General features: G+C 40.9%; 28 protein-coding genes. 2 read left to right on the forward strand and 26 right to left on the reverse strand.

Annotated features, from left to right (window positions below; genetic code table 11):
- Nucleotides 1–277: 277 nt before the first annotated feature.
- Together ACR8BL_RS09040 and ACR8BL_RS09045 are read left to right on the forward strand one after the other, a co-directional pair.
- On the forward strand, nt 278–1,159 hold the full coding sequence (locus ACR8BL_RS09040) for a transposase (protein WP_434752305.1): 882 nt from the start codon (nt 278–280) through the stop codon (nt 1,157–1,159).
- Nucleotides 1,160–1,289: 130 nt separating this feature from the next.
- Nucleotides 1,290–1,661 carry a hypothetical protein gene (locus ACR8BL_RS09045; RefSeq protein WP_434752306.1) on the forward strand — a complete coding sequence of 124 codons (372 nt, stop codon included), beginning with the start codon at nt 1,290–1,292 and terminating at the stop codon, nt 1,659–1,661.
- A gap of 43 nt (nt 1,662–1,704) precedes the next feature.
- Here the strand turns inward: ACR8BL_RS09045 and ACR8BL_RS09050 are convergent, their stop codons facing one another.
- The 26 genes from ACR8BL_RS09050 to ACR8BL_RS09175 form a co-directional block, all read right to left on the reverse strand.
- Nucleotides 1,705–2,199, reverse strand: coding sequence for a DinB family protein (locus ACR8BL_RS09050; RefSeq protein WP_434752307.1), 495 nt, complete (start codon nt 2,197–2,199; stop codon nt 1,705–1,707).
- Between the two features lie 60 nt (nt 2,200–2,259).
- A complete protein-coding gene (locus tag ACR8BL_RS09055; RefSeq protein WP_434752308.1) occupies nt 2,260–3,270 on the reverse strand; it encodes an LLM class flavin-dependent oxidoreductase in 1,011 nt (336 codons plus the stop codon).
- 48 nt (nt 3,271–3,318) lie between these two features.
- Nucleotides 3,319–4,071 (reverse strand): amino acid ABC transporter ATP-binding protein, encoded by a 753-nt coding sequence (locus tag ACR8BL_RS09060; protein ID WP_434752309.1) that lies wholly within the window; start codon nt 4,069–4,071, stop codon nt 3,319–3,321.
- A complete protein-coding gene (locus tag ACR8BL_RS09065) occupies nt 4,068–4,778 on the reverse strand; it encodes an amino acid ABC transporter permease (protein ID WP_434752310.1) in 711 nt (236 codons plus the stop codon). Before ACR8BL_RS09065 ends, ACR8BL_RS09060 begins: the two co-directional genes overlap by 4 nt.
- Entirely contained in the window at nt 4,775–5,470 is a 696-nt protein-coding gene (locus ACR8BL_RS09070; protein ID WP_434752311.1) for an amino acid ABC transporter permease, read from the reverse strand. Before ACR8BL_RS09070 ends, ACR8BL_RS09065 begins: the two co-directional genes overlap by 4 nt.
- A gap of 27 nt (nt 5,471–5,497) precedes the next feature.
- Complete coding sequence (locus tag ACR8BL_RS09075; RefSeq protein ID WP_434752312.1) at nt 5,498–6,325, reverse strand: transporter substrate-binding domain-containing protein; 828 nt, start codon at nt 6,323–6,325, stop codon at nt 5,498–5,500.
- A 362-nt stretch (nt 6,326–6,687) separates the two neighbouring features.
- Nucleotides 6,688–7,269: a chloramphenicol phosphotransferase CPT family protein gene (locus ACR8BL_RS09080; RefSeq protein ID WP_434752313.1), complete on the reverse strand. Its 582-nt coding sequence runs from the start codon at nt 7,267–7,269 to the stop codon at nt 6,688–6,690.
- 33 nt (nt 7,270–7,302) lie between these two features.
- Nucleotides 7,303–8,163, reverse strand: a complete 861-nt coding sequence (locus ACR8BL_RS09085; RefSeq protein WP_434752314.1) for a hypothetical protein — start codon at nt 8,161–8,163, stop codon at nt 7,303–7,305.
- Between the two features lie 183 nt (nt 8,164–8,346).
- Nucleotides 8,347–8,853 carry a DUF6933 domain-containing protein gene (locus ACR8BL_RS09090; protein WP_434752315.1) on the reverse strand — a complete coding sequence of 169 codons (507 nt, stop codon included), beginning with the start codon at nt 8,851–8,853 and terminating at the stop codon, nt 8,347–8,349.
- A gap of 30 nt (nt 8,854–8,883) precedes the next feature.
- The gene (locus ACR8BL_RS09095) at nt 8,884–9,213 is read right to left on the reverse strand and encodes a DUF3024 domain-containing protein (RefSeq protein WP_434752316.1); all 330 of its coding nucleotides are present in this window, start codon (nt 9,211–9,213) and stop codon (nt 8,884–8,886) included.
- Nucleotides 9,214–9,231: 18 nt separating this feature from the next.
- On the reverse strand, nt 9,232–9,888 hold the full coding sequence (locus ACR8BL_RS09100) for a DUF4367 domain-containing protein (RefSeq protein WP_434752317.1): 657 nt from the start codon (nt 9,886–9,888) through the stop codon (nt 9,232–9,234).
- Between the two features lie 355 nt (nt 9,889–10,243).
- On the reverse strand, nt 10,244–10,594 hold the full coding sequence (locus ACR8BL_RS09105) for a hypothetical protein (protein WP_434752318.1): 351 nt from the start codon (nt 10,592–10,594) through the stop codon (nt 10,244–10,246).
- Between the two features lie 402 nt (nt 10,595–10,996).
- Complete coding sequence (locus ACR8BL_RS09110; RefSeq protein WP_434752319.1) at nt 10,997–11,371, reverse strand: pentapeptide repeat-containing protein; 375 nt, start codon at nt 11,369–11,371, stop codon at nt 10,997–10,999.
- Between the two features lie 103 nt (nt 11,372–11,474).
- A complete protein-coding gene (locus ACR8BL_RS09115) occupies nt 11,475–11,894 on the reverse strand; it encodes a hypothetical protein (RefSeq protein WP_434752320.1) in 420 nt (139 codons plus the stop codon).
- Nucleotides 11,895–12,427: 533 nt separating this feature from the next.
- A complete protein-coding gene (locus ACR8BL_RS09120; protein ID WP_434752321.1) occupies nt 12,428–13,021 on the reverse strand; it encodes a GNAT family N-acetyltransferase in 594 nt (197 codons plus the stop codon).
- A gap of 178 nt (nt 13,022–13,199) precedes the next feature.
- A complete protein-coding gene (locus ACR8BL_RS09125) occupies nt 13,200–13,775 on the reverse strand; it encodes a dihydrofolate reductase family protein (protein WP_434752322.1) in 576 nt (191 codons plus the stop codon).
- Between the two features lie 233 nt (nt 13,776–14,008).
- A complete protein-coding gene (locus tag ACR8BL_RS09130; RefSeq protein WP_434756646.1) occupies nt 14,009–14,332 on the reverse strand; it encodes a DUF2834 domain-containing protein in 324 nt (107 codons plus the stop codon).
- A 96-nt stretch (nt 14,333–14,428) separates the two neighbouring features.
- Complete coding sequence (locus tag ACR8BL_RS09135; protein ID WP_434752323.1) at nt 14,429–14,947, reverse strand: DJ-1/PfpI family protein; 519 nt, start codon at nt 14,945–14,947, stop codon at nt 14,429–14,431.
- A gap of 131 nt (nt 14,948–15,078) precedes the next feature.
- Entirely contained in the window at nt 15,079–15,405 is a 327-nt protein-coding gene (locus tag ACR8BL_RS09140; protein WP_434752324.1) for a hypothetical protein, read from the reverse strand.
- A gap of 21 nt (nt 15,406–15,426) precedes the next feature.
- The gene (locus ACR8BL_RS09145) at nt 15,427–15,846 is read right to left on the reverse strand and encodes a DUF7674 family protein (protein ID WP_434752325.1); all 420 of its coding nucleotides are present in this window, start codon (nt 15,844–15,846) and stop codon (nt 15,427–15,429) included.
- Between the two features lie 19 nt (nt 15,847–15,865).
- The gene (locus ACR8BL_RS09150; RefSeq protein ID WP_434752326.1) at nt 15,866–16,258 is read right to left on the reverse strand and encodes a hypothetical protein; all 393 of its coding nucleotides are present in this window, start codon (nt 16,256–16,258) and stop codon (nt 15,866–15,868) included.
- Between the two features lie 59 nt (nt 16,259–16,317).
- On the reverse strand, nt 16,318–17,088 hold the full coding sequence (locus ACR8BL_RS09155; RefSeq protein WP_434752327.1) for a nucleotidyltransferase domain-containing protein: 771 nt from the start codon (nt 17,086–17,088) through the stop codon (nt 16,318–16,320).
- A 96-nt stretch (nt 17,089–17,184) separates the two neighbouring features.
- Nucleotides 17,185–17,676, reverse strand: coding sequence for a hypothetical protein (locus ACR8BL_RS09160; protein WP_434752328.1), 492 nt, complete (start codon nt 17,674–17,676; stop codon nt 17,185–17,187).
- 246 nt (nt 17,677–17,922) lie between these two features.
- Nucleotides 17,923–18,792 (reverse strand): GNAT family N-acetyltransferase, encoded by an 870-nt coding sequence (locus ACR8BL_RS09165; protein ID WP_434752329.1) that lies wholly within the window; start codon nt 18,790–18,792, stop codon nt 17,923–17,925.
- Nucleotides 18,793–18,849: 57 nt separating this feature from the next.
- The gene (locus ACR8BL_RS09170; protein WP_434752330.1) at nt 18,850–19,098 is read right to left on the reverse strand and encodes a hypothetical protein; all 249 of its coding nucleotides are present in this window, start codon (nt 19,096–19,098) and stop codon (nt 18,850–18,852) included.
- 58 nt (nt 19,099–19,156) lie between these two features.
- Entirely contained in the window at nt 19,157–19,507 is a 351-nt protein-coding gene (locus tag ACR8BL_RS09175) for a hypothetical protein (RefSeq protein WP_434752331.1), read from the reverse strand.
- Nucleotides 19,508–19,522: the final 15 nt, after the last annotated feature.

Here is a 19,522-nt window from a genome sequence, read left to right on the forward strand (position 1 = left end):
AAAACCACTGGAACAATCGGTTTGACGAGTGGAATCTTCCACTCTTTTTCTCCAAACCTGTCCTTCACCACATCAAACACTTCGTGGATGGGATGCTTTCAACCGGATTTACGGGAACGTTAACGGATATTCAAAGGGAAAGCTTGCAGGAACGAGATCGTCGGACACTGAGTCATTTCTTAACTCATGGAAAATGGGATGCTTCTTACCTGGAGGCATCGTTCAACGCGTCGCTTTTCAGCAGGTTAAAGCGTGTGCTCAACGAGAACGTAGCCCCATGTTCGTTATTCTGGATGACACCGTGTGTGAAAAAACCAAGCCTTCGTCACAGGCCACACACATGATTCAAGGAGCTTCATTTCAACATTCTCACCTCAAGCGGCGGTATGTTTATGGGCACGCAGTGGTTCAAACACTACTTCGCTCAGGGGATCAGGTCTTTCCTTTTGCCACAGCGCGTTACGATCCACAAGGAAAAAGTAAAATCGAACTCGCGGGTGATATGATTCAGGCCGTCCCGATGTCTTCCTGCCGAACCTACGTCCTGACGGATTCGTGGTATCCATCTACTTCCGTACTTCAGACCTGCGCAGAGCGCGGCTTTCATGTCATTAGTGGTTTGAAAACAAACCGAATTTTCTATCCGCAAGGCATCCGTCAATCACTCCAAAGCTTTGCTTCGTACATCTCGAAAACGGATACCGATCTGGTGACCATTGGCTCCTCCGCTTACCGAGTTCGTTATGAAGGCAAGCTTAATCTAGTAGAGAACGCTGTGTTGCTCCTGTGTTGGAAAGATGGAGAAGGCTTTGATCCCAAGCAAATGAAAGCTTTTCTAAGTACGGATGTTTCCCTGAGTAATGAAGAAATATTGAACTTTTACAGCAAACGTTGGGCCATTGAAACCTATTTTCGTACGGTGAAAGTTCAGCTGGCCATGGATCGTTACCAGGTTCGTTCGGCTCAGGCCATTGACCGTTACTTGACCCTGCTCCTGTTTTCCGCGCTGTGTTGTACGTGTCGTAACCACGAAAGCTTAATCGACAGGATACATGGCTACCGCATTCAGAAAAAGCATGACATGATTGAATATATCTACAACCAAGCTCAGCGTGGGGCGACATTAGACCAAATTAAAACGCGGCTCAGAGTGGCATAGGGATACTGTCAGGTTTTTTAACTTACAAATATTTGAAGAGATTATTGGCAAGTACAGTGATTAAAACAATAAATCGATGCCCCATTATGACGGAGACATCGATTCATATCATCTAACTATGAGGTGAATCATGAGTATGCGACTAAAAAGGAAGTATATCATTACCGTTTTCACCGTTGCCATTATTGCTTTTCCTATTATCATTGGATCTTATATGTTAAACAAGGTTGTCGATCCTGAAGAGATTATGATTACGAAAACTGAAGTTTCTCCTGAACTTATTACGATACAAGGTGGATTTGGAGACAGTATCCGCAGATATCACGGTTACAACATCTCACATCATGATCATTCACTACTCATTCAAGTCAAAGGCAGCAAACTTCCGATTGGAGGTCATAAGGACTTCAACATTTCATTCTCTAATACGTATGGGAATATCGCTGAAATCTACTTATTAGGGCATGACAATGCTAAAAGAAAGATTTGGCCCCAGCCCTGACTTTCATGTGAAGCCATATTAAACTCTTCCGGGTCATTTCCTATTACTGCACCTGCTTTTCAACTGCTGCTTGCTTGATTCTGCGAATCTGGTTGAGATGGTTCTGCACATGAGCGACAAAACCCGGAATGATCGCAGCTAGAGATACCGTCTCTCCTCTGAAGTTAACACCTGTTTTCTCCCATTCTTCATCACTCAACCGCTCCAGTAATCCTGAATTATACTGAACCAGACCATTGGCAACCGTAATCAGCTGAGAGATCTGCTCCTCATTTGCTTTTTGTCCGGCGATCCACGCTTCCTGGTTAAACCCAGGCAGCGTCGCCTGTGATCCCGCTAATATTTCCCGGATGCGGAAGGAAACGACAATGCTATGATCCACCAGATGTGCCAGCACTTCAGTAACACTCCAGGAGGATGCAGAAGACTTCCACTTCAACTGCTGCTCGGTCAGTCCCGTAATCTCCTGTTCAATCTCTTCATAAGCGTGTACATATGCCGATATAATCGATTCTGTCTTCACTGTTGTTTTCCCCATAATTACCGCTCTCCGATCTATATAAGTTTAACTAAAATAATGATTTCAGGATTCCTGTGCTTACACTAATTCCCCTGTAAATGCTTCTTTCAGCAATTGGAACGAGCGGGTTCGTTTATCAAAATCGGGAATAATGGTTGTAAACACAAAGCTGTTTACGCCATATTCCTCAGACAGCTCAAGCAGTCGCTTCCGCACGGTTTCCTTGGTGCCACGTGTAATGTCCGCTTCGCGCTCAACCGCCGTATATGTTTCTCCCGCTTGCCTTGCGAATTCCGCTGCCTGCTCCAACGTCTGCACATTCACGGTTTTGCCACTCGCCAGCGTTGCACGCACCGTTTTGTGCTGTCCCGCCAGCGCATTCGCCTCTTCTTCCGTATCTGCAGCTATGACCGACAAAGCCAGAATGGCTTCAGGCTCTCCACCATGTTCCGTGTTGAACTGCGTGCGATACGTATCCAATGCGGTGCGTGCCGTTTCGGGATCACTGTTGATAAACAGCGCGAACGCATAAGGCAGCCCCTGCTTGGCTGCCAGTTCCGCACTGGAAACACTCGTGCCGAGCATATAAATTCGTGCCGGCTGTCCCGGTAACGGATGTGCTGTCAGTCCTGGCTGCACATGGGTTTCACTTGCCGGAGCGTTCAGAAAGTTTCTCAGTTCCACCAGTTTGTCATCCAGCGTCTCCGGCTCGGCAATTCCCTTTTGCAACGCCTTCGTGGAACGCGGCAAGCCGCCTGGAGCACGCCCGATCCCAAGTTCAACCCTTCCCGGAGCTAGTGTCGCGAGCACATTGAAGCTTTCAGCTACCTTATATGGACTATAATGCTGGAGCATAACACCACCGGAGCCGATCCGTATCTTTTGAGTCTGAGCAAGCAAGTACGAAACGAGCACTTCTGGCGATGATCCAGCAACCCCTTCCGAGTCATGGTGCTCCGCTACCCAAAATCGGTCATATGCAAGGGATTCTGCAAGCTTCGCCATTTCTACGGTGTTTTTCAATGCCTCCGTAGCCGACTGGCTCGGAAACACAATGCTCTGATCCAAAATCCCTAAAGTAAATGACATATCTCTTCCCCCTTAGATATTCCTTATCATGTTTCTGATCCCGTTTTCTTATATGGAATATGCAGTATCCGGTGTAATGCGTTTGAGAAACTGCTTTGTCCGTTCTTCCTTCGGATAGCGGAACAACTGCTTCGGCTCTCCTTCTTCCACAATGACTCCACCATCCATAAATACAACATGGTTCGCCACTTCCTGTGCAAAACCCATTTCGTGAGTCACGATAATCATCGTTATGCCTTCCTCTGCAATCTGGCGAATAACCGCCAGCACCTCGCCTACAAGTTCCGGGTCCAGCGCGGAGGTTGGTTCGTCAAAAAGAATAACCTCTGGGTTCATCGCCAGCGCCCGTGCAATGCCGACGCGTTGCTGCTGTCCACCCGAAAGCTGGCTAGGATATGAGTCGAGCTTGTTTCCGAGACCTACCTTTTCAAGCAAGGCGACACTCCGCGTTCGCGCTTCCTCTTTAGCCACTTTGCGAACAGCGACAAGTCCTTCCATTACATTTTGCAACGCTGTTTTGTGGCGGAACAGATTATATTGCTGAAATACCATCGCTGATTTTTGGCGTAAGGCATGGATGTCCTTTTTGGCGTGCTTTCCGTAATCCAAGGTAAAGTCACCGAGTGTGATATGCCCGGAATCCGGTTTTTCCAAATAGTTAATGCAGCGCAGAAGCGTCGTTTTGCCTGATCCACTGGGTCCCAGAATCGCAACGACCTCTCCACGCGCCACGTTCAGATCAATGCCTGACAGTACCTTATTGTCTCCGAAGCTTTTGTGTATTTGCTTGAGTTCAATCATGACACGCCTCCCCGGTTGTACGATCTGAACCGCTTCTCTGCCACTGCGGTCAGTCTTTCAATCATGACGGTCAGACCCCAGAAGATGAGGGCTGCCGCCACATACGCCTCGAAAAATTTCCAGTTGGTCGATGCAACAATTTGTGCCTTGGCGTTAATCTCCACCACCGAGACCGCAAATGCCAGTGTAGAGCCATGCAACATGCCAATCAGCATGTTAGAAATGTTGGGTAGACTGGCTGCAAAAGCCTGCGGCAACACAATTCTGCGCAGTGCCTTCGTCGCTGTCATGCCCAGAGAATACGCCGCTTCGATCTGACCGCGATCCACCGCGAGCAAGCCGGATCTGACAATTTCTGACGCATAGGCTCCAGCCGTAATCGAGAACGCCAGATAAGCAAAGCCAATCAATGGAATGGACGACGAGTTGAACCCAAGTCCGAGTGATGAAGACACGCTGTCAATGATCATCGGCAGACCGAAATAGATCAGAAGCAGATGTGTGATCATCGGTGTTCCGCGAATAAACGTAACATAGGCTGTCCCAAGCTGGCTTAGTACAGGAACCCGAAACTGGCGAAGTAGCGCAACCGCTGTGCCGATGATAAAACCAAGCACCACCGAGACCACCGTGATAGCCAGTGTAGTCGGGATGACTCCGAGAAGTTGCACAAACGCGGTCCATACAAAGGAAGCATCAAAGCTCATATCGGAGCAAACCCCCTCTTCTGCACTTTCCGCTCAAGTACATGGAACACCCTCTCCAGCACAAAACTCAAAACAAAATAAATGAGTGCCAGTGAGATGTACGCTTCAATAAAATGACGAGAGATCGTTGCCAGTGTAGACGATTTGCCCGTCATCTCCATGACACCCACACTGAACGCAAGGGATGTATCCTTCAGACTACCGATCACCATGTTGGAGAATATGGGTAGTGCCGTCACATACGCCTGGGGCAATACAATCCGGAAGAACGCTTGCGGGCCAGACATGCCCATGGCATAAGCAGCTTCTACCTGACCACGATCCACGGAAGCGACTGAAGCCCGAATCATCTCCACCATAAATGCTCCACTATTAAGCGAGTAAGTCATAATCACAAAGTAGATGGCAGGTGCACGGTTGGCATGAATACCGAACAAACCTAAAATTTCAGGCACACCGTAATAGAACAAAAACAATTGAATCAAGATCGGTGTTCCGCGAAAAAAAGACACATACAGCTTAGACAGCTGTTTCAGCACCGGAATATTGTACATCTGCGGCAGTGCCGCGATGGAACTGATGATTAGACCAAGCACCATTGCACTAACGACAATGAGAAGCGTAGTACTGATGGTGGGTAGGAGTTTTACAAAGTAGTCCATGACATAACTGAATTCAAATGGTGCACCCATCGCTGCGACCTGCCTTTCCTCTACGTGTTATTTGGTTTCCGATTGCGTAGCGTCAAAGCCAAGCCACTGCTCACTAAGTTTTTTCAATGTACCGTCTGCCTTGATTTCCTTGAGTGCTTCATCGATGCGATCAGCAAGTTTCTGTTCTTCAGGATCATCCTTACGGAACATAAACAGGGTATCCGATTCACTGAGTGGTGGACCCACCAGTTTCAGATCGCCGCTCGGATCAATGAGTGGAAGCGTAAAGTCCGCTGCTACAAATGCTGCAACCCGTCCAGCCTTGAGCTGTGCGATGGAATCGTTCGCCACACCGCTGGAATACACAATATCAAGTGCATTGTTATTCTGCTTGTTGTAGTTTTCCAGCAAGATGGCCTGGGCACTGGTTGCTGTCGTTAACACTTTTTTGCCTTTCAGATCATCAATGGAATGAATGGTATTGTCATCTTTGAGAACCGCGATTTTGTTCTTCCAGTGGGAATACGCTTCTTTATTGAATAGATATTTCTCTTCGCGCTCCGGGTTTTTCTCCATTTGATGTGCGACCATGTCAATTTTGTTCGTTTCGAGGCTGAGCAGCAAGTTCGTGAACTCCATCGTCTGCAGATCAAACTCATAATCATCAAGCCGTTTATCAATTTCTCTGACGAGTTCTACATCATATCCCGTCAGTTTGTTATTTTCGTCAATAAAAGCGACATTCGGAAATTGTGTGCCTGTTCCCACAATAATCTTGGTTGGTTCTTTCGCTCCATCAGCGCCCGATGCTGTCTTCGTGTCTCCCCCGGTGCTGCATCCTGTCAGCGCCAATACGATTGCAGTTGTAAGTGTTAGAACAGACCATTTTTTCATGTTTTTCTCCCCCATTATGTTCGCCTTTATTTTAAACCACTAATTCTTACATGTTAACTAGGAATTAATTGATCTAAAAATAGCATTCCAACAGGAACATCGTCAACGGGTTTACTTATAGAACAATTCTATATATAAATAAAATATTCGATGGGTGCGATTACACCACACCTTAGCAGCACCGAGAGTGCCCACTCGCGATAATATAGACGACTTCTACACTAAACCTGATCATTATCGTTATCTAACGATGATCTTGTAGAAACAAGAAAAAAACCTAACGAAGAATCGTTAGGTTTAACATGTCCAACACCCTTATGAAACTATAATTAGTCGTCCCTTCTATTTCACTGATCTTCTAGTTAGCTTCGACTTAACTTTTTAAATGCCGAGTACTCTTGCCCGGAATTCATATAACTTAATATCTTTTCCGCACACTCCGTTGAACTGAGCTCTTCTGTATTCACTTCCAGATCATACTCATCATAGGCGTATACGTAGTCGAACTGAGAATGAGCAAGTCCGATCTCACGATCCCCCCTGCTCTGCTCTCTTCTGGTGAGTTCTTCTGTGGAGCAGTGTACACCAACAAACAGTATCGGGTAGTCTGCAAGTACATCATAAAATTTGTTGAAAAACTCGTTATCACTGATAACCGTATCCACAATTACATTGAGGCCCAGCTCCGAAAATAGTTTAATGGTTGCATAGTACAATGAGCCAATCGGGCCAAAAAGGATATCTGACATCACACCCGGTTCCATTTCTCTTGTTGGCTTCATATCCGGATATGTCGTATCAATGAATTGATCATAATTTTGAAAAAACTGATCTACAGATAGATGATGTAGCGGCATCTCTCCCTGCTTTTTCATTTCCAGCGCAATGCTTGTCTTGCCTGAACTTGACGTTCCATTTAAAAAGATAATGAGTCCTCTTTCCATATGTATCACCCTCATCTATGAGATTAGTTCTGCTTATCTGAGGCCTGCCCCTCTTAATATATCCTTTGAAAATTGATCCACAGCGAGCCAGGTAGACACATTTTCTTCTACATACCTCTTCCATGCAATTACAAAATGAATTTCACATATTTCATCTGATTCCATCTGTGACATGGGCACACTAATCCCTTTTCCTGAGTTCAGGATGTACCCCTGTGCTTCAACATCCATACCTTTACCGAAGGATTTTGGAATCCGATCCCCTTGGTTTCTCCTCATCATTAACAGCGTTCCGTCTTGTGTACCCATATGTAACTGATCGGTTTGATTTTTATATTCAATCGCTTCGAGTCCTTCTCCTGTATCTGATCCACAGCTTGTCCAGTTATATCCCTCTTTCCACAAGGATGTGAAGTTGCACTCATCAATCCGGTGCCCACTCTTCGGTTTGATTCTGAATACAGCTCCCCAGCATTCTTCTACTGCCTGATCGCAAGCAAGTTCTACATCCACTTTACAAATCGCGAGTTCACAGTCCCATGAGTCGTAGTAATACCTATACAACCACCCACCGCTTGGAAGTCTGCCGTAATCTGTTGCAAGATAGGATTGGTTTGAGACCGAAAGTGAGAATTCCACGGTTCCCAGAGGTGTACATATAGACGGCATCCCAGGCATCACCTGTTGAACGATGGTTTCTTTTCCATATGCAATAATTTCACCTTTCCATTTCATCTCTCTGATCTCTTTATCTTTCAGTAAACACCAGTCGATGATCTGTCCAATCAGCCTTGGTGCGACAATTTCATCGTTCCATATTAGTGTTAGTGCTCTTCTGTGACCAACATACTCTGCTGTCCAGCCCTCGAATTCCTTACCGATGATGACTAACATGGGAAACTCCTTATGGCCTCTACTGCATGGTCCCACCTCATAGGTTACGATAAGCTTTTTATCCTCAGAAACGATATGTAACTTAATGATCCCTTCATCGTCCAGATCCGGCTTACATGCCAATAGAATAATCGATTAGATCGCATGATTTTGCGTTTATATTTTTGACCAACACCCATCCTTTCACCTCGCCTCAAACCTCATCTGTAGCTCCTTAACAAACACCTTGATCGGCTCATGATAATCAATTGGCTTGTAAATGCCGCGATTGTTAAATTTGTGTCGTGCATTCTCATCTCTAAAATCATTGTCATTTCCTTCAAGAGCCTTCATCACAAATATGATTTCGTTCATGCTCCCGATTACACTTCGACTGTCCGTTTTGGTAATCAAGCGTTCGTTACATTGGTCCAGATAATACTGTGCCCATTCCTGGGGAATGCCCTCAAAGGCCATATATGCTTCCAAATTCTTTTTAAAAATGGCTAACAGCTTATTCGCCTGTTTGGTTCTGATTCCACTTACCGTTAAGCTCAGAATAGATAAATCATTCACAAACACATAGTGTTTTCTACCATACAACGTGAACAAGTTGACGTGCCAGCTAAAGAAGGTGTCACTCTCTGTGACAGTTTCCGGTTTGACTTGGAGATCTTTTAGGGTAAGCTGGGTTGCTTTGAATGTAATCATGTATAACACCCCTTGTTGTTCTTATCAAAATTAACGCACAAACATTCCATCATGGCCCTGATCCACGATCTCAAGTAACGCTTCAAAATCCTCACTTGGTTCAATGTCATCCACAAAATGCCATTTCCCCTTACTATCTTGCCAGTATACCTTCCATACGTTTTCTACTAATCTAAACTGTGCGTACGGTAACTTCACCCATTCATCACTCCGAAAGGCTTGTCTTTCCTGGAACAGCGTCACATTATTGCCTCGCATCTTGTAGCCCATTTTGATCTGATTTTTGAACTGCTTAGGTATAGCATTTTCAGTGTAGCTGTTCATTATTTTTTGTATGCGTCTTTTCGTGAAATCATCCATACTCTCGATTCTCCCGTTCTACGTAGTCATTGATTCTGCTATGTTAATAAGGATATCGGCAGGCATTGGTTTGCCAAATAGTTCATATTGTAGCGCCTTTCCACTACTTCCTTCTTCAATCCAAATCAAGCGGTCTGTACCATGGTTTGTAAAATAAAAGGCCTCTACACCTCGTACATGTAATGTTCTCACCTGAGCCAACTCAGATTCAGACAACCCAATTCGACTTTTGGTAGTTCCGAAAATCTGGAGTGTAAACGAGTTCTCTCCTTTATAGGTGATACTGACCCCTACAAGCTTATTGTTCGGTTTCAGATCGCGGACGATCACATTCTTTCCTGTCATTTCGCTTTCTTCCGCCATCGCTTCAATCTCATCCGGTGTCAGATTATCGAATCCATAGTAGACCTGAATAGACTGTACTTCAACATCTGACGGAAATCCAGGCTGCCATTGAGTCAACGTTTGCTTTAACCGTTCCAAACCATACTCCCACGCAACAGCTGCATAATTCGTCTGCTGCGTAAACTGATTCTCTGTGGCATCGGCAATATATATAGCTTTCCCATCACCAGGTCTCAGATTGCCTATGATCTGGTCCATACCATCTTCGCTATCCAACGATTCAATTTGAATTTTACCAAGAAAATCACCATTTTGATTTTTAATATCCAACCACCATCACTCCTCAGATTCGATATGTATCAATCATTCAGGGCCAGCATCTAATCATAGTTCGTATTAAAAACATGACATTTCTTCTCTATCTTGTCAATTCAGAAAGTCCAGTTACGCTTGCGTCAATATTTTTGTAAAAGGTGAAGCATGGCGCGGCTGTGGACGGGTAAGCCGCGTAAGAGTGGGGTGCTGCTATAGCTGGATGCAGCACCTTATGGAGAAGCCCCGCGACAATGAATCGCGGGGCTCATGTTTGACATCACAGTTGTACGGCTGAGATGTCAGCCTAGAAGTGACTATTTAACAAAACGACATACATGGTTCAGTTTTTTTATTCTATTTTCATTGTTGATTAACCCTTTATCTCCTCGACCATTTGAAACGCACACTTCAAGCAGCTCAATAGATTTAATTCTATCCCCGTCTTGTCTCTGAATGTTGTATAAATGATTTGAGCTATTTGAGTTTCGTTCGTAGCTAGGTTTACTTGTTTGCTTATCACTTTTACCTCAATATCATATTCATTACTTGGTGCCCCACCAGCCAGAAGTGCAAGCGGGTCCCATTCGTTGATAATCCTTGTGAGTAGTTCTTCAGTCTTCAAGCAGACTCTGGTTCCAGTTGAAATTGCATACTCGGCGATATTTTCAAAATCTTCTGGGGAATGCACACGAAATCCCAATGTGGTCATATGATTTACCATTATGTATAACTCCTTTGTATGTAGTCTGCTATGTACGCTTTGTCTAGTACTCATCCTTTGGATTGATTCAACTTCGATTTATGTTTTGATCGCATCATTACATCTAACAGGTAACCTATGAACAACCAGATAAGTATCCCCAGAAATGTAGTTACAATCTAAAATGGTAATTAACAATATCATCGTATCCGAATAATGCTCTTAGATAAAACTCTATATTCGTTAAGATGTTGGCTATGATTTGATTCATTCCTTCCCCAGACCCGTTATGCATACTCTTGTCTGTGATAATTTACGATTTATTGGTTCTTATATAGACGTCCAAAAGTCGTTCGTTGTTTCAGATAACTTTGTTAGCTTTCTTTGTAGACAGATACTTGGGTTTTACTATCACATAATTTCTTATTTGCCTACCATTTCTTTTAAATCTTCAATTGTATTTTCACTTGAGTATTGAGTATTCTTAAGAAAAACAATTCCATCAATTTGGGCATTCTTAAACGTACAAGCATCAATACTATTATCAATAAACTCTGAATGAGATAAATTAGCTTCATCAAACATTGAAGCTTTAATGTTCGAATGAATAAACTTTGCATGTCTAAAAGATGAGCCAGTAAAGTCCAATGACAGTATACATTCTTCAAAAATCACTTCGTCAAAATTAAAATAATGAATACCTCCATATTCTGTTACTTCGACTTTTTTAAAATGCTTTGTTCCTGCGCCTACGAGATCTTTTAATGTTTCAATTGTCATTTCAGTTTCTATGATCATCCTGGATGACTCCTCTTTATTTCATTTCACTTTGGTACTTCTCCCCCAATTATCGAAGCTCATCCTTCGGTTTATAAATTTCTTTGAGAGCTTCAAAATAAATCTATTTATCAAATCGTAATTCAGGTATGAGATCCAGCCAATTTACAGTGGTGCCTATAAGTTCATAATTAAAAGGTATGCCTAGCTCGCTCATATCCATCCCGATTTTGCTCCAAATCACTTCTTTATCATTCTTTGTAACTTCAGCCACAATTACAGTGCACATCAGATCAGTATCATCTGGGCACATCAAAATAGGCAAAATCGCATTCTCTTGTTCAGAATAATACCGAGTCAGTAATAAATCTAGTTCTTCTTTAAAACTAGACCATTCAGTCACTGTCGGTACTAAACCTAGGAAATGGTGATCAGGATAGTACTGATCGAGATAGATATCGAGTGGATTGCCATTGATAACAATTACAGGATGCTTAACATCGACATATTCACTCGTTTGCTCAATGACTTCAAGTGTATCCATTTAATTCACTCTTTCTCCCATCATAACTTTCTTTTTTGTGTTTATATTGTATTCTCCCAAATTCTTCTGTTGGAGGGATTACTTTGCTTGTAGTTCGTTCTTTCCATGAAATTCCAAAATAACATGATTAATTCCCATTTTGGCTGCTCTTCTCTCATTCCCTAGACTCACTCAGCATCTCATCGTTTTAACTTCTTCAACAATACTTTTATACTTTTCAAGATCACATTGAAATTTTAATTCATGGGATAACATTAGATTTTGGAGATTTTCTAATCTCTCGATCCATTCTCCTGAAAATTCAATTATATTACTCCATGAAAAAACAAACTCATTCCAACACGTTTCAAGATACGTTCCTGGTAAAACTTCAATATAACAAGTGCCTTCGAGTTCTTCTTTATCTCTTATGATCCTCATTCTTACTACCCTCATTCTTTCTTTTTTATCACTCTTACTATTCCATCATGGAAGATTTCAATAACCTGCCTCTCTTCTCGATAGACCCATCCTTCTTTTTCTGTCTAAGCCATTCATAATGTAACGGCAATGTTATCTTCCACTCTTTTCGCTGACTTCTCATTTATAATGGAATACATTTTGAGGTCTTCGAACTTCCCTTTAATGAATACATGTTTTCTAAAAACCCCTTCAAATTCCATTCCTGATTTCTCCATGACTCTTGAAGAACCCGTATTCGCTGATATACATCTAGCTTCAATTCGAACTAAGTTCATATGTTCAAAACCAAATTCGATTATTTTTTTCACACACTCCGTCATATAACCTTGTCCCCAATAATCTCTTGACAATGCGTATCCAATCTCTGCTTTGTGGTGATTGATATCCCAACCTACAAAGTCGCAAGTTCCGATGATCTTCCCTGTTATTTTATCTTGTATCCCCCATGGGCTAATCTGGCTTTTGTTATATTTATCTATGATGAAATCAACAAAATTCTCTGTATCCTCTATTTTCATATGCGGATGCCATGTTGTATATTTTGACACTTCCGGGTCACTACAATAAGAATAGATATCCTGCACATCATTCTTTTCAATTTTTCTAAGTATCGTTCTTGAAGTCTCAAGTACAGGTAAATCATTGTAAATATCTTCAATCTTCATCTTCCATACCTCCAGTTTATATTGTTTAACTTTAATGTTAATCAACCATTTCGCGTTCAATTAATTGATATTGATCATCTAAGCCTATACGAAATGACCCAGCCTTAGATCATTTTATCTTAGACTGGGTCGTGTGTGATGGGATTCTCTCCCTTTATTTTACTTCAAGAAAATCCCTTCATTTTATCGCTCGATAAAAGAGACCTAAAGCCCCGGAATCAAAGGTTTTATTTTCAATAAGTTGAAGATTGATCTTTTGGTTGAGACCTTGGAATAACGGTAATCCACTTCCGATTAATACAGGAGATACCGTAATTTTATATTCATCTATTAAATCAAGCTGCATAAGGTAATGTGCAAACCGCGGACTACCGAGTATGACCATATCCTGGCCTGGTTGTTGTTTGAGATTTTTGATTTCTTCTTCGATATTTTCTTTTACCAATCGGGAATTGTTCCACTCGACATCGTCCAGCGTTGTAGAGAAAACGATTTTGGTGGTCTTCTCAATCCACTCGGCATGCTCTCGTTCATGCTGAGAGGCTGATGCGTCTGAACGTACAGATGGCCAGTAACCGTGCATCATCTGATACGTCCCACGTCCCCAAATAACCGTGTCAGCAGTGCTCAGAACTTCTTTCGCGTGTTTCTCCAAATCCGCATCGTAAGAAACCCAGCTAATGTCCATTTCACCATTGGGTCCTTCTACATAACCGTCAAGCGATGCGTGCAGAAATAAAACGAGTTTTCTCATCTTCACTTCTCCTTGTTTATGAGGGATATCTCCGCAAAATCTGACTAAATTTAGGCATGATTCATCTTGTTTTCTCATATGGTTTGCTTACCACAAATGAAATATACGACTATTCCAAAAAGATGTATATAACGTTCTTCTATTCACTCTTCATCTCTATTAATAATTTCAATAAATCATCAATCGAATTAAACTGCATGAATCCGCCACTTACCTATAACCAATTTCCCAGTTTATCTATTCTTCATTTTATCCATATGAATTTCACGCAATAATAAAAATAATGGCAGTCCAAATGAAACCCCAACTGTTAATGTTCCAATGATCGGTACCCACATATGTTTTATACCGATTCGCTTTCCTTCATATATGATAAATCCAATCAAAACGACTGCTGAAATTAATACATCCAACCAAGCAAACTCACTAATTCGATTCTGTCTTGCTTCATTCAATAGCATTGTTAAATTGAATCCGTTTTCACCAATCCAAGGGATGAACGTCATGTAGGGCAATGTTATTCCTAATATGGTTAACACCCCGAAGAAATACTTCAAATTTCTCACCTCATTAATATATTTTGTCCAACTAAAATCTCTTACTGGAAATGACTCTCGTGTACCAAGGAGCGTAGAGAGCAATGCTTGAAGAACTTACGCCTCAATGATTCCTACTGCAGTGTAGGGATAATCAATTTGTTTCTTTACTATATTGGCCTCTTCTTGGCCTGCAAACAATTCAATTAAATATAGTCCCAAATCAATCGATGTCGCTACTCCTCCGGCAGTTATCACGTTTCCATCTTTAACAGTTCTCGTTTTAATTACTTCTTTGCAGTAAGGCTCAAGTGAATCATACACATTAGCATGGGTTGTTACTATCCTTACTGATTCGGCAGTTCGAATCCAATCCACAAATTCAATATCTTCTTTTATTTTTCTAGTCCCTATACCTCCTGGAATAAAAACAAGATCATATTGAGATAAATCAGGTTTTATTACATTCACCTTTACTCTCATCCCAAGCTCATCTGTCACTTCCTCAGTCAATCCACAAATGTCCCATGTTGTACCTTTGGTTTGGTCGAATAAGTTCAATCGATAAATAACATCATAGAAACCAACAAAATCAAGAAATGTTACTCCATTAAATAAAATGAAAGCCATCTTCATAGAATCATTCCTCTCCAAGATTAAGTGATTCATTTCTATGAAATATTCTTAAATACCTTATCAATCTCTTTTCTTTCGTAATCAAAAATCCAAGATCATCATAAATATAATGTTATGTGATGCCGATTGAACTACCTGCAGAAATCCATTTCAATATAAGGAATATCATTCTGGATATTGTTCAAATAAAATTTCAATGCTTCCTTGTCCCAATCACTCCAGTTGTTATAATTATTAAAATCATAACTTCTATAAATCGCTGAAACTACTCCAAACTGTCTAAGATTGATAAAATCAGGTATTAATTTCAACCATGTATTATCCATTGTATTTTCTTTTACATACCCGTCCATGAAATTATAATAATACCTCTTGGTTATCTCTAACCTTAGCTTTCCATCTACTACCCAAGGGATCGGGATTACCCCATACAGAATGCCAAAACATATTGTGTTCAACCTCGAATAGCATCCAGAAAATTATGATTGTTCCTTAATCGGTCCTCCAATGTATGGATTCTTTCCATTCCAAGTATCAATCAAATGATTCCACCATCGTTTTGATTCTGGTTTTAATATTATTTCAAATTCACTATACTCAATATTCTCATCCGGTAATTGGTTCTGAAATGATTCAAGAATACCGACTGTAGCAAATTCTTTAACATATGAATCTCCATTCGTATGAAGCTCTTCAATGACTTCGAATAATGCATCGAATTCATCCGTCTTTTTACGTTGATAACACTCAATAACATGTTTGACGAAGTCACTTATATCTACATAGATCAATCTCTCTTCTCCAAGTTCATCGTTCTCTTGGATGTACCGTTCGTATCTATCCTTATAGGAGGGCACGGCTATTAATAACCTCTCCATGATTTCTTCTTTTTCAATCATTGTAGTATTCACCTTCGATTTAGGTTCGCATCTCTCTGACATAGGGTGTGACTGCAAAACAATCTTCCAGATCATTCTCATCTTGAGCCCAGTAATTAATAGTATGGATATGTAACTCATAGTCTTTACGTAGACTTTGTTTTATTCTATTCCATAGTTTCTTATCATCCGTTCCTTTTCCTTCGGAAAGGTAGTCATCCAATGAAGAGATCATAATGATCATCAGTGTAAATTTCTCATTGTCGTTTAATTGATGATTCTCGTAATACGTAATGAACTCATCTAATCTCGATGCATCAGCCGACGTATATTCCCAGTCCTGTGAAAATGGAGTGAGTGGCGGCAGATTTAACTTTTGTATAAGACTTTCCATGGATGCTTTATCAACGTATTTAGGAGTAGCCTCCTTCATCTGTCCCACCTCACATTCATTTCTTAAATTCAACCATACAGCTAACATTTTGAGTGGTGCTAGCCAAACGAATTTCTGGAGGCAGCCATTGTATTTAAGGCACTCTCGAAATAGCGATATACTTCCTCTGCATTTCTCAGAAACTCTTCAACAGGTACATGACGACTATCCAAGTAACAAGCATACAGATATTCAACTAAAGCGGAGTCAATCTCGCAATAGTTGAATATAGCATTTTTCATCTTAGTCATGTCGTCTTCCCATACCCCTGTATCTTCGATAATCAATGAGTATAATGCACGAAGTAATCTCTTCGAGTAACCTTTAGTATATCTAGTTTTCATCGCGTCATCACTAACATTAGAAAGTGAACGATGTACACGTTCCACTTCCTCCTTGGTATCTGTATTTAAGTCTAAAATGAATTCTGGAGAAATGATGATCGGGGGTACTTTTTCACCAATGTCCTCCCCATGTATGCAAACACAAATGATCTTAACCCAAAAACCCCATTCATTCGGTCTACTTAATACATCATCCATCGAGCAAATGATCGTATCCATCTTCGTGACAAATGGATATTCTTCCAAAAGCCTATCTTTCATCATTGACAATCTTTCGTAATCAATATCTTTGGGATTTGCACATACAATCGTAAAGTCTGCATCTGACTTAAAAGGTTGAGCGGTTCCTTTAGGAATCGAGCCACACATATAAATGCTATGAATTTTATCTTTGAATTCGTTCAGGATATACTCTACATACGTATCAACCAAATCCTTATATTCGCTCTGTATGTTAATTTGATTTATAACTTTTTCTAATATCATATGAATTCCTCCTAAACTAAGAACTTCTTTCAGCTATGTGTCCGGTGAATTTGTCTTGCTCGAAATGCCTCTACTATTGTTTCTTTATGCGTTGCATCATTCCTGCACTTTAAATTCTTTGGATTCACTCGATAAGCTTATTTTCTTTTGCTTGCCATCATTATCCATCATAAATTCGACATTCGTTTTAACTTTGTAATTGCCTGGCTGGGGGATAACGAATTCATAATATTCCTTACTTCGTTGGTCTTGTCCATTGTTTCTATATTCTTCACCTGGTCGAATCTCAACCTGATAGCCAATAGCGTTTTCTAATAGCACGGTTGCGTTTGGAAGGATTCTCTCGCCATCTTCATTATAAATCTCATAACTGAACATGCCTGATCCATGAGATATCTCCACTGTCTTTTTTGATGAATTTTTCAAATACCCAACGATTTGAAAAGTTTCGTTGACCCTAACATTTTCAATTTCATCTAGCCCAACCTGAAAGATGGAGTTAGAAGGATCTTTTTCATTACTGGCCGAACAGGCAGTCAAAATTAAAAATAAGATCAAGGTCATTACTTTTATATTCAATTTTATCATTTGATACATTCACCTCATGCAAAAATATCAGATAACGTTCCTGTATTAATAAAATGACCCAGCCTTAGATAGCTCTTATCTTAGGCTGGGTCATTTGTTGTCTGAGCTTCCTACTATGATTAGCATCTGACAACCAAGGGAGATAGCCCTGCAGCGTGAATACTATGTTATAGGATTTCAGCGTTTTCTTTGATATACCAAATTTTTTTAAAATTTGTAGCCCGTTCTTTTCCTTAACTTAATCAACTAAATGTTATCAATAGGGATCACATAATAAAGAGATTCGGCAGACACATCAAATCCTATTGACTGATACAGACTTAATGCACGTCTATTTTGAGTAACTACACTCAAGCGGATTGGAGAGTACTCTTGACTTTGCAAGAACTTAACTACCTTCGACAGAATTTCACGGCCATATCCTCTCCCCTGAAATGCAGGAAGCACACAAAAATCATGGATAATGGCAGTGTTCGTATGAAGCCAATTAACTCTAATCATCCCTACTGGTGTCAGACTGTCCATGGCAATATAAGTTATACGTGAAGATTCTTTAGTATGGCTCAGATACTCCCTAGTCCAAGACTCGGAATCTCCAAAAGCCTGAGATAAGCACTTAATCAAAAACTCTAAATCCTGTTCAGTAGCCAATCGCAGATTAACGTCTCCGAAACATAATTTTGTATCTTCTATGCCCTTGAAGGTCATAGAGAATTCAGATGAACTAAAGCTAGCCTCTAAATGTCTTATACACTCAATGCCTGACTCAGAGTTTGATGGAATTCTGAAACGGCAAGTACGGATGCCCTGCATTTGCATCTCCGACGTTGCCCTTTGAAGTAATTCCCGAAAAACACCAGAACGACGAAATTGCGGATGAACCATACTATTAATATTGGCTTCGATCCCATCTGAAGAATACCAACTTAGAAAACCGACTAACTGATCTTCCTGTTGGCAAAGAAAAGCATGATCTCCATCTATCTCTTTAAGGCTCTCGATCCCCACCCTCAAACTTGAGTTATCGTGTATCTTGCACAACTGTTTTAGCATTCTGATTGGATTGATCTGATCATTTGAAAAATCATTCATTTTTATAATTTGATATTCTTGCACTGGTTGCCCTCATCAAGAAAGAAACACGCAGTTTATGAACGAGTAGGCGCTATCCCTCTAATTTCTGTCCGAATATTCATGATTACCATTTGAACCGCCTCCTTGATAAGCTATGTATTCATTATTAATTTTATCATGAGAATAATCAATGTTTTCAGGATAATTAAGTGCTTTGCAATTTTGCTGCTCATTTTCTTTCATTTTATCCATATGAATCTCATTCTCAAGTTCTGGAACCAATTTGTCACCAATTTCTTTGTATCCTTCATCCTTTGATTTGCACAGTTTTGTATGTTCTACTGCCATTTTCTACTGGCTATTCCACTATAACGTTAAGGCATCTACGACCCTCACTGCGAAGAACTTACGCCTCAATGATTCCTACTGCAGTGTAGGGATAATCAATTTGTTTCTTTACTATATTGGCCTCTTCTTGGCCTGCAAACAATTCAATTAAATATAGTCCCAAATCAATCGATGTCGCTACTCCTCCGGCAGTTATCACGTTTCCATCTTTAACAGTTCTCGTTTTAATTACTTCTTTGCAGTAAGGCTCAAGTGAATCATACACATTAGCATGGGTTGTTACTATCCTTACTGATTCGGCAGTTCGAATCCAATCCACAAATTCAATATCTTCTTTTATTTTTCTAGTCCCTATACCTCCTGGAATAAAAACAAGATCATATTGTCTCGGTTGGTGATACATCCCCATAAAGTCAAAGCTGAT

Origin of the sequence: Paenibacillus amylolyticus, assembly GCF_051136285.1 — a bacterium.
Taxonomy (GTDB): Bacteria; Bacillota; Bacilli; order Paenibacillales; family Paenibacillaceae; genus Paenibacillus; species Paenibacillus amylolyticus_F.

Excerpts from the sequence above, each read along its gene's own strand:
- ACR8BL_RS09080 (WP_434752313.1), bottom strand. The coding sequence starts at position 7,269 with ATGGAAAGAGGACTCATTATCTTTTTAAATGGAACGTCAAGTTCAGGC.
- ACR8BL_RS09150 (WP_434752326.1), bottom strand. The coding sequence starts at position 16,258 with ATGAAGGAGGCTACTCCTAAATACGTTGATAAAGCATCCATGGAAAGT.
- ACR8BL_RS09095 (WP_434752316.1), bottom strand. The coding sequence starts at position 9,213 with ATGGATGATTTCACGAAAAGACGCATACAAAAAATAATGAACAGCTAC.
- ACR8BL_RS09125 (WP_434752322.1), bottom strand. The coding sequence starts at position 13,775 with ATGAGAAAACTCGTTTTATTTCTGCACGCATCGCTTGACGGTTATGTA.
- ACR8BL_RS09050 (WP_434752307.1), bottom strand. The coding sequence starts at position 2,199 with ATGGGGAAAACAACAGTGAAGACAGAATCGATTATATCGGCATATGTA.
- ACR8BL_RS09175 (WP_434752331.1), bottom strand. The coding sequence starts at position 19,507 with ATGGGGATGTATCACCAACCGAGACAATATGATCTTGTTTTTATTCCA.
- ACR8BL_RS09085 (WP_434752314.1), bottom strand. The coding sequence starts at position 8,163 with ATGTTAGTCATCATCGGTAAGGAATTCGAGGGCTGGACAGCAGAGTAT.
- ACR8BL_RS09105 (WP_434752318.1), bottom strand. The coding sequence starts at position 10,594 with ATGGTAAATCATATGACCACATTGGGATTTCGTGTGCATTCCCCAGAA.
- ACR8BL_RS09040 (WP_434752305.1), top strand. The coding sequence starts at position 278 with ATGTTCGTTATTCTGGATGACACCGTGTGTGAAAAAACCAAGCCTTCG.
- ACR8BL_RS09110 (WP_434752319.1), bottom strand. The coding sequence starts at position 11,371 with ATGATCATAGAAACTGAAATGACAATTGAAACATTAAAAGATCTCGTA.
- ACR8BL_RS09090 (WP_434752315.1), bottom strand. The coding sequence starts at position 8,853 with ATGATTACATTCAAAGCAACCCAGCTTACCCTAAAAGATCTCCAAGTC.
- ACR8BL_RS09135 (WP_434752323.1), bottom strand. The coding sequence starts at position 14,947 with ATGAAGATGGCTTTCATTTTATTTAATGGAGTAACATTTCTTGATTTT.
- ACR8BL_RS09170 (WP_434752330.1), bottom strand. The coding sequence starts at position 19,098 with ATGGCAGTAGAACATACAAAACTGTGCAAATCAAAGGATGAAGGATAC.
- ACR8BL_RS09155 (WP_434752327.1), bottom strand. The coding sequence starts at position 17,088 with ATGATATTAGAAAAAGTTATAAATCAAATTAACATACAGAGCGAATAT.
- ACR8BL_RS09060 (WP_434752309.1), bottom strand. The coding sequence starts at position 4,071 with ATGATTGAACTCAAGCAAATACACAAAAGCTTCGGAGACAATAAGGTA.
- ACR8BL_RS09075 (WP_434752312.1), bottom strand. The coding sequence starts at position 6,325 with ATGAAAAAATGGTCTGTTCTAACACTTACAACTGCAATCGTATTGGCG.
- ACR8BL_RS09070 (WP_434752311.1), bottom strand. The coding sequence starts at position 5,470 with ATGGGTGCACCATTTGAATTCAGTTATGTCATGGACTACTTTGTAAAA.
- ACR8BL_RS09045 (WP_434752306.1), top strand. The coding sequence starts at position 1,290 with ATGAGTATGCGACTAAAAAGGAAGTATATCATTACCGTTTTCACCGTT.
- ACR8BL_RS09065 (WP_434752310.1), bottom strand. The coding sequence starts at position 4,778 with ATGAGCTTTGATGCTTCCTTTGTATGGACCGCGTTTGTGCAACTTCTC.
- ACR8BL_RS09115 (WP_434752320.1), bottom strand. The coding sequence starts at position 11,894 with ATGGATACACTTGAAGTCATTGAGCAAACGAGTGAATATGTCGATGTT.
- ACR8BL_RS09120 (WP_434752321.1), bottom strand. The coding sequence starts at position 13,021 with ATGAAGATTGAAGATATTTACAATGATTTACCTGTACTTGAGACTTCA.
- ACR8BL_RS09055 (WP_434752308.1), bottom strand. The coding sequence starts at position 3,270 with ATGTCATTTACTTTAGGGATTTTGGATCAGAGCATTGTGTTTCCGAGC.
- ACR8BL_RS09160 (WP_434752328.1), bottom strand. The coding sequence starts at position 17,676 with ATGATAAAATTGAATATAAAAGTAATGACCTTGATCTTATTTTTAATT.
- ACR8BL_RS09145 (WP_434752325.1), bottom strand. The coding sequence starts at position 15,846 with ATGATTGAAAAAGAAGAAATCATGGAGAGGTTATTAATAGCCGTGCCC.